The sequence below is a fragment of the Streptomyces mobaraensis genome (genome assembly GCF_020099395.1).
Taxonomy (GTDB): Bacteria; Actinomycetota; Actinomycetes; order Streptomycetales; family Streptomycetaceae; genus Streptomyces.
In genome coordinates this window covers 7,388,510-7,401,073 of the sequence record NZ_CP083590.1, presented here as the reverse complement: position 1 = coordinate 7,401,073, position 12,564 = coordinate 7,388,510, and the positions used below count along the sequence as shown (strand labels likewise).

Annotated in this window: 11 protein-coding genes; 3 read left to right on the top strand and 8 right to left on the bottom strand. The window is 75.3% G+C overall.

From position 1 onward, the window contains the following. Positions 1-2: 2 nt before the first annotated feature. Positions 3-959, bottom strand: coding sequence for an aminoglycoside phosphotransferase family protein (locus K7I03_RS32485; RefSeq protein ID WP_185943151.1), 957 nt, complete (start codon positions 957-959; stop codon positions 3-5). A gap of 63 nt (positions 960-1,022) precedes the next feature. Beyond that, positions 1,023-2,279, bottom strand: a complete 1,257-nt coding sequence (locus K7I03_RS32480; RefSeq protein ID WP_185943152.1) for a benzoate/H(+) symporter BenE family transporter — start codon at positions 2,277-2,279, stop codon at positions 1,023-1,025. A 220-nt stretch (positions 2,280-2,499) separates the two neighbouring features. On the opposite strand from K7I03_RS32480, the gene K7I03_RS32475 reads away from it, so the two are divergent. The 3 genes from K7I03_RS32475 (at position 2,500) to K7I03_RS32465 (ending at position 5,179) form a co-directional block, all read left to right on the top strand. Then, positions 2,500-3,063: a GNAT family N-acetyltransferase gene (locus K7I03_RS32475; protein ID WP_224347334.1), complete on the top strand. Its 564-nt coding sequence runs from the start codon at positions 2,500-2,502 to the stop codon at positions 3,061-3,063. Positions 3,064-3,159: 96 nt separating this feature from the next. Next, the gene (locus K7I03_RS32470; RefSeq protein ID WP_185943153.1) at positions 3,160-4,050 is read left to right on the top strand and encodes a LysR family transcriptional regulator; all 891 of its coding nucleotides are present in this window, start codon (positions 3,160-3,162) and stop codon (positions 4,048-4,050) included. A gap of 70 nt (positions 4,051-4,120) precedes the next feature. Continuing rightward, positions 4,121-5,179, top strand: a complete 1,059-nt coding sequence (locus tag K7I03_RS32465; protein ID WP_185943154.1) for a tartrate dehydrogenase — start codon at positions 4,121-4,123, stop codon at positions 5,177-5,179. A gap of 273 nt (positions 5,180-5,452) precedes the next feature. Here K7I03_RS32465 and K7I03_RS32460 read toward each other — a convergent pair whose 3' ends face one another. The 6 genes from K7I03_RS32460 to K7I03_RS32435 all read right to left on the bottom strand — a co-directional run bounded on the left by K7I03_RS32460 (position 5,453) and on the right by K7I03_RS32435 (position 12,518). After that, positions 5,453-6,547 carry a FecCD family ABC transporter permease gene (locus K7I03_RS32460; protein ID WP_185943155.1) on the bottom strand — a complete coding sequence of 365 codons (1,095 nt, stop codon included), beginning with the start codon at positions 6,545-6,547 and terminating at the stop codon, positions 5,453-5,455. Then, positions 6,544-7,635, bottom strand: coding sequence for a FecCD family ABC transporter permease (locus tag K7I03_RS32455; protein ID WP_185943156.1), 1,092 nt, complete (start codon positions 7,633-7,635; stop codon positions 6,544-6,546). The genes K7I03_RS32460 and K7I03_RS32455 overlap by 4 nt, the downstream gene beginning before the upstream one ends. Further along, the gene (locus K7I03_RS32450; RefSeq protein ID WP_185943157.1) at positions 7,632-8,465 is read right to left on the bottom strand and encodes a siderophore-interacting protein; all 834 of its coding nucleotides are present in this window, start codon (positions 8,463-8,465) and stop codon (positions 7,632-7,634) included. The genes K7I03_RS32455 and K7I03_RS32450 overlap by 4 nt, the downstream gene beginning before the upstream one ends. Positions 8,466-8,614: 149 nt before the next feature. Then, positions 8,615-10,324, bottom strand: a complete 1,710-nt coding sequence (locus tag K7I03_RS32445; RefSeq protein ID WP_185943158.1) for an ABC transporter ATP-binding protein — start codon at positions 10,322-10,324, stop codon at positions 8,615-8,617. Next, the gene (locus K7I03_RS32440) at positions 10,317-12,215 is read right to left on the bottom strand and encodes an ABC transporter ATP-binding protein (protein WP_221903013.1); all 1,899 of its coding nucleotides are present in this window, start codon (positions 12,213-12,215) and stop codon (positions 10,317-10,319) included. Before K7I03_RS32440 ends, K7I03_RS32445 begins: the two co-directional genes overlap by 8 nt. A 93-nt stretch (positions 12,216-12,308) precedes the next feature. Continuing rightward, positions 12,309-12,518, bottom strand: coding sequence for an MbtH family protein (locus tag K7I03_RS32435; protein WP_004945011.1), 210 nt, complete (start codon positions 12,516-12,518; stop codon positions 12,309-12,311). Positions 12,519-12,564: the final 46 nt, after the last annotated feature.

The following is a 12,564-nucleotide window of genomic DNA, read 5'->3' as shown; positions in this document are numbered from 1 at the left end:
CCCTACGGAAGGTTCGCCGACAGCGGGGCGCGGTCCCGCCACATCGCCACCATCGGCTCCAGCATCGGCCCCAGTTCGGGCATCCGCGGGACGACGCTGAGCGCCGACACCGTCTGGAGCAGCCGCGCCCCCTCCATGACGTGCAGCAGCGCGCGGTCGACGGGGACGCCGCCCGCGCGCTCGTACGCCTCGACGCCGAGGGGGCCGACGAGGGTCAGGTCCCACTCGACGGGTCCGCGCGTCGCGTCCTCGAAGTCGCTGAAGCGGTATCCCTCGGCGGTCCGCAGGACGTTGTACGCCGGGGAGTCGCCGTGCAGGGCCTGGAGGCGGGCGCCGGGGAAGCGGGCGGGCAGGTCCCGGACCAGGGTTTCCAGCGCGGCGTACTCGGCCTCGGCGCGGTCGAGATCGGCCGTCGTGAGCGTCTGCGGGTCCTTGCGCAGGGCCGCCAGCGCGGAGCCGATCGCCGGAACGAGCGGGGCGAGGACGGGCAGCTCGCCGGGGTAGTCGGCGAGGTGCCGGTGCAACTCGGCCGCCCAGGCGGTCTGTTCGGTGAAGCGCTCCCGCATCGCCTCGGCGTCGTCCTGCGGGAGGTCGGCGAGGCGGTCGGTCTCGGTGACGAACTCCCAGAAGGTGAGCGACGTCCCGTCGATCTCCACGGGCTCGCGGGGCACCAGCGGGCTGGGCCCGACGACGGGGACGCCCCGGTCGGCCAGCCACCCGGTCACCGCCAGTTCGCGCCGCTGCTTGGCGAGCAGCTCGTCGTACGGCGTGAGGGCCAGGGACGGGACGCGTACCACGACGGGGTCCGGCGCCAGGTGCACCAGGACGTTGAAGACGTCGTGCAGGACGCGGGGTTCGCCGGCGCGCAGGCCGAGCCGGCGGCCGGCCCGGGTCGCGAGGTCCACGGCGCGCCGGGCGCGGTCGCTGAGGGCGGCGTCGGGGGAATGCGGGTTCACCATGGAAATGATCTTGCCTGGTGGGTGGGCCGGTTGTCGACGCCGTTTCCCGGCCCGCCCCCCGGCTCAGGCGGCCGCGCTCCGCCGCCGGTAGGTCAGCACGAGGTGTGCGCCCATGCCCAGGACCAGTCCCCAGAAGGCGGATCCGATGCCGAAGAGGGTGACGCCGGAGGCCGTGGCCAGGAAGGTGACGAGGGCCGCCTCCCGGTCGTCGGCGTCCTGGACGGCGCCGGTCAGGCCGCCGGACAGGGCCCCGAGGAGGGCGACGCCGGCGACCGCGGCGACCAGTTCCTTGGGCAGGCCGGCGAAGAACACCACGAGTGTCGCCCCGAAGACGCCGATGAGCAGGTAGAACACCCCGCAGGCGACGCCCGCGACATAGCGGCGGCGTGGGTCCCGGTGGGCTTCGGGGCCGGTGCAGATCGCGGCGGTGATGGCCGCGAGGTTGACGGCGTGCGAGCCGAAGGGGGCGAGCAGGGTGGAGACCACGCCGGTGGTGCCGATCAGCAGGCGGTCGTCGGGCCGGTAGCCGGACGCGGTGAGGACGGCCATGCCGGGGGCGTTCTGCGAGGCCAGCGTCGCGATGGCGAGGGGGACGGCGATGCCGATGAGGGACGCGGCGGAGAAGTGCGGCGCGGTCAGGACCGGCCGGGCGAACTCGATCCCGTCCAGGTGGACGTCGAGGCGGGAGTCGGCGGCGGCGCAGATGACGCCGACCGCGAGGGCCGCCAGGACGGCGTAGCGCGGCAGCCACCGCTTGGCGAGGAGGTAGGCGAGGAGGACGGAGCCGGCGACGAGGGGCGCGGTCTTCAGTGAGGTGAACACGCCGACGCCGAAGGGGAAGAGGATGCCCGCGAGCATGGCGGAGACGACGGCGGCCGGCACCCGGCGTATGAGCCGGCCGAACACGCCGGTCAGCCCGGCGACGGTGATCGCCACTCCGGTGACCAGGAACGCCCCGATCGCCTCCGGGTAGGAGTAGGCACCCAGTCCGGTCACCAGGAGTGCCGCGCCGGGCGTGGACCAGGCGGTGATGACGGGCGTCCGGGTCCACAGGCTCAGGCCGAGGCAGGTGAGGCCGCTGCCGAGGGAGATCGCCCAGACCCATGAGCCGGTCTGCGCGGTGTCCAGGTGCCCGGCCCGGGCGGCGGTGAGGACGATGGCGAGCGGGCCCGAGTACGACACCACGACGGCCACGAGCCCGGCGAGCACGGCGGAGACGGAGGCGTCGCGCAGGAGGCGCGGCCGTCCGGGCGGTGCCGCTCCGGACGCGTCGTCCTGGACGGCGGCGGGATCGGTGGATCTGCTGGTGCCGGAGGTCATGGGGGGTCCTCTTCTGTCGCGGGGCCCCGACGGTATAGCGCCGACGATCAAGCTTCCACCCTGGGCAAAGCGGTGGAGCGGAAAGGGGACTTCGCGCGTGCGCCGCGTGACGGCGCCCCTCGGGCCGCACCCCCACCCCTCCTCAAGAACGACTTAGGTTAGGCTGACCTAACCAACAACCCGACCCGGCCGAACAGTCGGCGACAGGAAAGGTGCCACCGTGACGACGGCGTTCCCCCACGAGGTCCGTCCCCCGGCCCTCGCGCCCCTCGGTGAACGCGACCCGGTCCGCGTCCGCGCGGCCCGGCCGGCCGACGCCGCCGCGCTGTACGCGCTCTCCGAGCCGTTCATGCGCTCGGGCGCGCTCCGCCGGCGCGCCCGGCGGCTCTACGAGCTGACGGCGGACCAGTTCCTGGTGGCGGAGGACACGGACGGCACGCCGGAAGGCTGTGTGGCCCTGCGCACCTATCCGGACGAACCGGCCGCCGTCCTGCACAACTTCTGTGTCCGGGCCGACCGGCAGCGGCGCGGCGTGGGCTCGCGGCTGCTGGCCGCCCTGCTGGCCGAGGCGGCCGCCCGCTCGGCGAGCGAGGTCTTCGCGGCCACGACCGGCGGCGGGCGGTCGTTCCTCCGCGCCGGCTTCCGGGAGACCGACGCCTTGGCGGCGCCCCGCGTCTGGGCCGCCGCGCTGGACCCGGCGCGCGGCTCGCGGATCTTCGTCCGGGACCGGCCCTTCACGGAGACCTTCCCGCGGACCCGGCCGGAACACGCCGTCACCGGGTGACAGGGACGTGGCCGCACGCCCGGCGGCCCGGACCGCGTACGCTGCGCACGCGGCGGCCTCGGGAAGCCGCCCGATGGTGGGGAGCGGAGGTGGAGGGTGGACGTCCGGCAGCTGGAGTACTTCCTGGCGGTCGTCGACCGCGGCGGGTTCAGCCGGGCCGCCTCGGCGCTCTACGTGTCGCAGCCGTCGCTGTCCCAGGCCGTCCGGGCGCTGGAGCGTGATCTGGGCGCGGAGCTGTTCCACCGCATCGGGCGCCGGGTGGTGCTGACGGAGGCGGGCAGGGCGCTGATCGACCCGGCCCGCGCCGCCGTACGGAGCCTGGAGACGGCCCGCGCGAGCGTGACGTCCGTGCGCGAACTCCGCTCCGGGCGGCTGGACATCGCGGCGATGCCCTCCCAGGCGGTCGAACCGCTCACCACCCTGATGCGTTCCTACGCCGAGCGGTACCCCGGCGTGGTGGTGACGGTCGCCGCGGCCTTCACCGCCCGCGACGTCGTCGAGGCCGTGCGGACGGGGGCTACGGAGCTGGGCCTGCTCGCGTCGGCCGATGAGGTGCCGGACACCGAGGTCCGCTCGCAGGTGCTGGGCGAACAGCGCTTCGTGCTGCTGGCCCCGCCCGGAGGGCCCTTCGCCGGCCGGACGAGGGTGCGGTGCGAGGAACTGGCCGGGCAGCGGCTGATCGTGGGGCAGCCGGGGACGGGAATGCGTACGTACGTCGACTCCCTGCGGGACCGGGGCGTCGACTTCACCGTGGCGGCCGAGACCGGGCACCGGGTGGCGCTGCTGCCGCTGGTGCTGGCCGGGGCCGGACTCGCGGTCGTGACCGAGGCGTGGCGGGACATCGCCCGGCGGACGGGGGCCGACGTCCTGGACATCGAACCCGCGACCGCGCTGCGGGTCTCGCTCGTGAGCCGGCGCGGAACCCTCTCCCCCGCCGCCACGGCGTTCTGGTCGGCGGCGGCCCTGCCCGTCCCGACCGACGGATAGGCGCTCCTTATCAGGCGCATCCGGTCTGCGTCTTGGACGCCCCCCGGAGCCCGCTGCTGGAATCGACGGCATGACGAACCACCGCATCGCCCTGATCCCCGGCGACGGCATCGGCGCCGAGGTGCTGCCCGCCGCCCGCCGGGTCCTCGACGCCGTCGCCCGCCGCCACGGCATCGGCCTGACGTACACGTCGTACGACGACTGGTCGTGCGAGCGGTATCTGCGCGAGGGCGCGATGATGCCCGCCGACGGTCTCAAGCGACTCCGCGACAAGGACGCGATCCTGCTGGGCGCGGTCGGACACCCCGGGGTGCCCGACCACGTCTCGCTGTGGGGACTGCTGATCCCCATCCGGCGCGGCTTCCGGCAGTACGTGAACCTGCGGCCCGTCCGCGTCTTCGACGGCGTCGACAGCCCGGTGCGCGGCGCGCGCCCCGGCGAGGTCGACTTCGTCGTCGTGCGGGAGAACGTGGAGGGCGAGTACAGCGAGATCGGCGGCCGGTTCAACCGGGGTCTCCCGGACGAGACGGCCGTCCAGGAAGCCGTGTTCACCCGGGCCGGCGTCACCCGCGTGCTGGACTACGCCTTCGGGCTCGCCGCGCGGCGCGGCGGCCTGCTGACCTCCGCGACCAAGTCGAACGGCATCGTGCACACCATGCCGTTCTGGGACGAGCTCGTCGCCGAGCGGGCCGCCGCGTTCCCGAGGGTCGCCTGGGGCGCGGAGCACATCGACGCGCTCGCGGCCAAGTTCGTCCTCGCACCGGGCCGGTTCGACGTCGTGGTCGCCTCCAACCTCTTCGGCGACATCCTCAGTGATCTGGCGGCCGCGGTCGCCGGGTCCGTCGGCATCGCCCCGGCGGCCAACCTCAACCCGGAGCGGGAGTTCCCGTCGATGTTCGAGCCGGTGCACGGCTCGGCGCCCGACATCGCCGGGCGGGGCATCGCCAACCCGCTGGGCGCGATCCGGTCGGCCGCCATGATGCTCGACCACCTCGGCCACCCGGCCGCGGCCGGGGACGTCATGGACGCCGTCGTCGCGGTGCTGGCCGGGACCGACGTCCGCACCCCCGACCTGAGCGGCACCGCTACGACGGCCGAGTTCACCGAGAGGCTGCTGGCGCTCCTCTGAGCCTGCGGAGCCTCCGGGCCGCGCCCGTTGCCCGACGAGGAGAGGCGCCGCGGCCGCGGCCGTGCCGGCGACTCGGCCTGCCGGCCGTCCTGTCCGAGTGCCGGGCCCTGGCCGGCCTCGCCGGCGACAGCGTCGTCACCTCGCCGCCCGTCCCCCGGGAGAACGTCCTCGGCACCGTGCGCGTCGACGAGGTCCCGCGGCGGCCGCGCACCTGTGCCCCGACGGCGCGGGACGACGCCGCCGGTCTGTCCCCACCCGTTCGGCCCCGCCCGTTCAGCCCTGCCCGGACCGCCACTGCCGGGCCAGCACCCACACCAGGTAGCAGCCGCCGACGACGCCCGTCAGCACCCCGACGGGCAACTGCGTGGGCGCCAGCATCCGTTGCGCGGCGATGTCGCTGAGCGACAGCAGCAGGGCGCCCATCACCGTGGACGCGAGCAGGTTGGGCCCGGTGGCCCGGGTGAGCCGGCGGACGACCTGCGGGGCGACCAGGGCGACGAACGGGACGGGCCCGGCGACGGCCGTGGACAGGGCCGTGAGCCCGACGCCGACGGCGAGGGCGCCGGAGCTGACGCGCTGGACGGGCACCCCGAGCGCGGCGGCCGTGTCCTCGCCCATCTCCAGCATGCGCAGCGGCCGGCCGAGCAGCACGGCCGCCGGCCCGAGGACGGCCAGCGTCGCCACCATCGTCCAGACGTGCTCCCAGCCGCGGCCGTTGAGGCTGCCGGTGAGCCAGACCTGGGCGCTCTGCGCGTCGTTGAAGGAGGCGCGCGCGATCAGGTAGGCGTTGGCGGCGGAGAGCAGCGAGCTGACGCCGATGCCCACCAGGATCAGCCGGTAGCCGGCCGCGCCGCCGCGCCAGGCGAGCAGGTAGACGGCGGCGCTGGTGATCGCGCAGCCGATGACGGATCCGGTGGCGACGGAGGCCGCGCCCGCGCCGAGCACCAGGATGGTGACGAGGGCGCCGGTGGCGGAGCCCACCGTGAAGCCGATGACGTCGGGGCTGCCGAGCGGGTTGCGGGCGAGGGTCTGGAAGAGGGCGCCGGAGAGGCCCAGGGCGGCGCCGACCAGCAGCGCGGTCAGCAGCCGGGGCAGCCGGAGCTCGCCGACGATGTAGTCCGCGCCGGGCACGTTCTCGCCGGCCAGGACCTTGAGCACGTCGGGTACGGGGACGTGGAAGTCGCCCGTGGTCAGCGTCCAGACGCCGACGGCGGCGGCGGCCAGCGCGAGGAGGACGCCGACGGCGGTGGCGCGCGGGTCCCAGCGCACCGACAGGGTCCTGCCGGGCCCCGGCAGGCGCAGGGCGCGCGGCCGGTGCCGCGCCGCCGGACCGGCGGCGGGGCGCGCGGGCGTGGTGCTGCTGGTCACAGTTGGGCGATCCTCTTGCGGCGGACGAGGGCGATGAACAGGGGCGCTCCGAGGAACGCGGTGACGACGCCGGCCTCCAGCTCCTCGTTGGCCAGCACGACGCGGCCGACGATGTCGGCGGCGAGCAGCAGGGCCGCGGCGAGGACGGCGCTGTAGGGCAGCAGCCAGCGCTGGTCGGGGCCGGTGATCAGCCGGGCGAGGTGCGGAACGGCCAGTCCGACGAAGGCGATCGGGCCGACGGCGGCGGTGGCCGCGCCGCACAGCAGGGTGACCGCCGCCATGGTCGCGAACTGGGTGCGGCCCGGATGGGCGCCCAGTGACCGCGCGGTGTCCTCGCCGAGGGCGATGGCGTTCAGCGGCCGGGCCAGCAGGGCGGCCAGCAGGGCGCCGGCGCCCAGGAAGGGCAGCACCTGGACGAGGACCGAGCCCGACTGCCCGGCGAGCGTGCCGATCTGCCAGAACCGGAACTTGTTGAGGCTGAGCGGGTCCAGCAGGACCAGCCCGTTGACGAAAGCGGTCAGCACGGCCGAGACGGCCGTGCCCGCGAGCGCCAGCCGGACGGGTGTGGCCCGTGACCGGCCACGGGTGCCCAGGAGGTAGACCACGGCCGCGGCGACGGCCGCGCCGAGCAGGGCCGCCCAGACGTAGGCGGAGAAGGAGCCGAGGTCGAGCAGGGCGGTGGAGCCGGCGACGGCGGCGGCCGCGCCCGCGTTGACGCCCAGCAGGCCGGGGTCGGCGAGCGGGTTGCGGGTGAGGGCCTGCATCAGGGCGCCGGCCAGGCCGAGGGACGCGCCGATGACGATGCCGAACAGGCTGCGCGGCAGCCGGGAGGTGCGGACGACGATCCAGTCGTCGCTCCGCGGGTCCCGGGTCAGCAGCGCGTGGACGACGTCGCCGGGCGCGATGCTCTTGGCGCCGATGCCGATGCCAAGGACGGCCAGGACGAGGACGAGGCCGACGCAGACCAGCAGCCCGGCGGCCCGGCGGGCGTGCCAGGCGCGCCCGGCCCGGGGCGGCGCGGGGACGGGAGCGGGCGGGGACGACGAGGATGAGGGTGAGCCGGTGACGGCCGGGGCGGTCGTGCTCACGCGTGCTCGTGCTCTTCGTCCTCGTGGTGGTCGTGGTTCTCCACGCCGCGCTTCCAGTACCCGTCCACGTCCACCTGCTCCTTGGCCAGGCCGAGGTCGCGGCGCAGGTAGCGGCGGATGGGCTTGAGGCTGGTGGCCTCGCCGGCGACCCAGGCGAAGCCGAGCCCGTCGGTGGGCAGTTCGGCGGCGCGGATGGCGCGTTCGATGAGGTCGCTGTGGCCGGCCGGGGTGGAACCGCGGTGCAGCCAGGTCAGCGAGAGATCGGTGGCGGTGCGGAAGGTCTGCTCGTCCTCCGGGCCGGGGACCTCGGCGAAGGCGATGACGCGGACGCCGGCGGGCAGCTTCTCCAGCCAGCGGCCGAGGGCCGGCAGGGCGGTCTCCTCGGCGGCCAGCAGGTACCAGTCGTGGACCATCGGCAGCACCTCGGAGCCGCGCGGGCCGAGGACGCCGAGCCGCATGCCGGGCCGGGCCCGCTCGGCCCAGGTGGAGCCGACGCCGCTGCCGTGCAGGACCATGTCGACGTCCAGCTCGCGGGCGTCGCGCCGGTAGTGACGGACCGTGTAGTCGCGGGTGATGGGCTCCACGGGGGCGTCCATCCAGGTGTCGTCCACGACGACCGGCTCGACGGGGAGTTCGGCGCCGTCGTGGGCGAAGCAGAGCTTCACGTGGTCGGTGGGTGCCTGCTCGCAGAACCCGTCGAGGTCGGGGCCGCCGAGGGTGACGCGGACGGTGGAGGGGGTGATCCGGTCGACCTTCCGCACTTCCAGCAAGCGGTACTTGAGGGGGTGGCGGACGATGCGCATGCGCGGGAGCAGCGTGTCGGTGGTCATCGATCATCCCTATCCGGTCGGGCGTGCGGCGGGGCCGGTGCCGGTACCACCGCGGCCCCCGGCGCGGGGTACGCGCCGGGGGGCCGACGGGAATCGGCTCGTCGGTCGGGCCAACCCCCCCGACCGAGGTTAGGCTACCCTAACTCAGATCATGAGGTCTGCGCCATCCGCCCGGCGACCCGGCCCTGTTCGAGCCGGATCACCCGCGGCAGCCGCGCGATGGTGGCCGGCCGGTGGGCGATGACGATGAGGGTGCGGTCCTCGCTCATGCCGTCCAGGGCGTGCTCCAGCCGGGCCGCCGTCACGGGGTCGATGTCGGCGGTCGCCTCGTCGAGGACGAGCACCGCGGGGTCGGCGAGCGCCGCCCGCAGCAGTCCGACGATCTGCCGCTCCCCCGCCGACAGCCGCTCGCCGCGCACGCCCACCTCGGCGTCCAAGCCGCCCAGGTCGCGCAGCCAGTCCTCCAGTCCCAGCTCGCGGACGGCCCGTTCCATCGCGGCCCGGTCCGGGGCGCTGTGCACCAGCTCCAGGTTGCGGGCGACCGTGCCCGTCACCATGCGGACCTCCTGCGGCACCAGGACGACGCGGCGCCGCAGTTCGGCCTCGGACAGCTCGCGCAGGTCCGTCCCGGCGAACCGGACGGCCCCGCCGTCGGGGGCGTAGAGCCCGCAGAGCAGCTTGGACAGGGTGGTCTTGCCGGAGCCCGTCTCGCCGACGACGCCGACGCGGTCGCCGGCGGGGAACGCCAGGGACACCTCACTGAGCACCCGGGTGCCGTCCTGGTACCCGTACTCCACGCCGTCGCAGCGCAGTTCGCCGCGGAGCGGCAGGTCCGCCGGGCCAGCGGCGGCGGGCGCGGCGGGCTTGACCCGCTCGGTGGCAGCGAGCAGATCGAGCAGCCGGGCCAGCCCGGTGCGCGCGGTCTGGACGTGCCCGACGAGCTGCGACAGGTCCGAGAAGGAGTCGAAGAGGTTGCGGCTGGCGAGGACGAAGGTGACGACCGTACCGATGGTGATGTCGCCGTGCGACGCCTGCCAGCCGCCGAAGAGGAGCAGCGCGACGAGCGCGACGCCCTCGATCAGGCTCACCAGGTCGATGCGGTTCTCCACCCGGACCGCCCGGCGGGCGGCGGTCACCGCGACGGCGTTCTCCCGCCCGAAGCGGCGCATCCAGCCCGGCAGTCCGCCTGCGGTCTGCAGCGCCTCGCGGACAGCGAGGGTCTCGGTGAACGTGGCGGCCACGGTGGCCTCGGCCGTCGCCTTGCCACCGAACGCGGCGGACGCGTCCCGCTGGAACCAGCGCATCGCCAGCAGCGCCGGCGGGACGAACACGACGAGCTGCACCAGGGCGAGCTGCCAGGAGTAGAAGAACAGCACGCCCAGCGTGAAGACCAGGGTGGCCGTGGCGGACACCAGGTTCCGCAGGTGCATCCGGACGAACGCGGCCAGCGCGGCCACCTCGCCGGTGGTACGGCGCAGCAGTTCGCCGGTGCGGTGCGACTCCAGGAACCGCAGCGGCGCCGAGGCCAGGTTGCCGACGGACCGTTCGCGCAGGCTGCGGACGACGTTCTCGCCGGCCTTGGCGAGCAGGAGTTCGCCGGACCGGGCGAGGCCCAGCTGGACGACGGCGAGGGCGACCAGCGCCCCCGCGGTGACGAGCAGCCCGGTGCGGTCGTGGTGGTCCAGCGCGTCGGTGGCGCGGCCGACCAGCGGGGCGACGGCGACCAGCGCGGCGGAGTCGGCGAGGCCCACCGCGACGGCGGTGATCAGGGCCCGCCGGTGCGGACGGAGGTGGGGGGCGGCCCGGCGCAGCACCTGCCGCTCGTCGGGCCGGTCGTCGAGGAGTACGGGCTCAGCCACGGTCGGCCTCCAGGTGCGCGGCGGACAGGGCGGGTTCGCGGGGGGTGGCCGTCGCGTCGCGGTCGGCGAGGGTGACGACGCGGTCGGCGGCCTCCAGGACGGCCGTCCGGTGGGTCGCGAACAGCACCGTCCGGCCCTCGGCCCAGCTCCGCAGCCGCTTGAGGACCAGGGCCTCGGTGGTGGTGTCGAGGGCGGACGTGCAGTCGTCCAGCACCAGCACCTCGGGGTCGCCGAGCAGCCCGCGGGCGAGGGCCAGGCGCTGGATCTGGCCGCCGGACAGGGCGGTTCCGCTCTCGCCGAGCGGGGTGTCGTAGCCGTCGGGCATGGCGGCGATCTGGTCGTGGACGCAGGCCGTCTCGCAGGCGGCCCGCAGGGCCTCGTCGGACAGGTCGCGGCCGAGCCGCAGGTTCTCGGCGACGGTCCCGGACAGCAGCAGCGGCCGCTGGGCGACGTAGCCGATCCGGCGGCGGACATCGTCGAGCGCGGCGTCGCGCAGGTCGGTGCCGCCGTAGCGGACGGTGCCGGTGGCCGGGTCGTCCAGCCGGGCGGGCAGCCGCAGCAGGGTGCTCTTGCCGGAGCCGGTGGCGCCCTGGACGGCCACGAACTCGCCCCGGCGGACGGTCAGGTCGAGCGGGGCGAGGACCGTGACGCCGTCGCGGACCGCGCTGACGCCGGACAGTTCCAGGTCCCCGCCGGGGGTGAGGGCGACCGGCTCGGCCGGGTCGGTGACGGTGGACGTGAGGGACAGCGCCTCGTCGATCCGGGCGGCGGCGACGTCGGCCTGGCCGCGTTCGAGGAGCCGCGTGACGAGGACGCGGGTGGCCAGGGTGACGGTGGCCATCCACGAGGTGAACGCGACCAGCCCGCCGATGGTCAACCGGTGGTCGAGGACGGCGAGACCGCCGACGCCCACGCCGACGGCGACGGCCAGCCGGGGCACGAAGGGCGCGACGGCGGCCCAGTCCGCCTCGATGCGCGCGGCCTTGACGGTCTTCTCGGTGACCTCGGCGCTGGCGGTGTCGTGCCGGTCGAGCAACGGCCGGTGGCCGCCGGTGCCGCGCAGCCCGGTGCCGACCTGGAGCAGGTCGGCGACGGCCTCGGCGCGTTCGCCGTGGGCGGCGGACAGCTCGTCGCTGGCGGCGCCGAAGCGGCGCGGGAAGTACAGGTTGACCCAGGTGAGGAAGGGCAGCATGCCCAGCGTCACCAGCAGCAGGACGGGGTCGAGCGCGGCCAGCCCGGGCAGCACGACGACGAAGGTGGTGGCGAGCACCACCCACACGGCGAGGCCGTGCACCCACTCGCGGACCATGTCCGTGTCCCGGGTGGCGCGCATGGCCAGGTCGCCGTGGCCGCGCTCGGCGAGGGCGGCCCGGTCGAGCCCGGCCAGCCGGCCGAGCAGCCGCGACCGCAGGTCGGCGCCGACCCGGGCGTCGGTGACGCTCGCCCAGTACTGCCAGCCGTAGAGCCCGGCGAACTGCACGCAGGCGGCGAGCGCGGTGGCGCCGGACCAGAGCAGCAGGGCATTGTCGTCCTCGCCCGTGATGCCGTCGTCCAGGGCCCGCTGGACGCACCACGGGACGGCGAGCAGCGCGACCTGGCGGAGGCAGGCGGAGACCATCCCGGCGAACAGGGTGGCCCGGTGCGGGCGCAGCGAGCCGCGCAGCAGCCGGCGGGCGCGGCGGCGGCGCTCGGCGGGGAGGGTCTTCGGGTCGTCGTCCTCGGCCTCGTCGGCGGGGGCCTCGGCCGGCTTCTCCTCCCTCACCGGGCCGGTGGCCGGCGCCCGTTCGTCGGTGGGGGCCCGGTCCTTCGCGGGCTCGGCGGCCGGCCGGTCGCCCGGTGGCCGGTCGGCGTGGCCGGGGAGCTGCTCCGGCTGGGCGGGGTGGGTGCTCACGACGTCAGGTATCCGATCCGAGGGGTGGTTCGACCGCGCGGCCCGGCCGGGACGACCGGTCCGGACCGCGCGGGGCGGGGGCGGGGGTCCGGGTCAGGACCGCGCGGCGAGACTGGCCGGGCGCATGTCCGTCCAGTTGGCGTCCACGTACTCGGTGCAGCCCTGGAGGCTGTCCTCGCCGTGCACGACGGTCCAGCCGGCGGGGACCTCCGCGAACACCGGCCACAGCGAGTGCTGGTTCTCGGCGTTGACGAGGACGTAGTAGCGGGCGTCGTTGTCCTCGAAGGGGTTGGTGGCGCTCATCTGCGGTGCTCCTTTGGTGAGGTGGGGGGGGATCCGGGTCGATTGT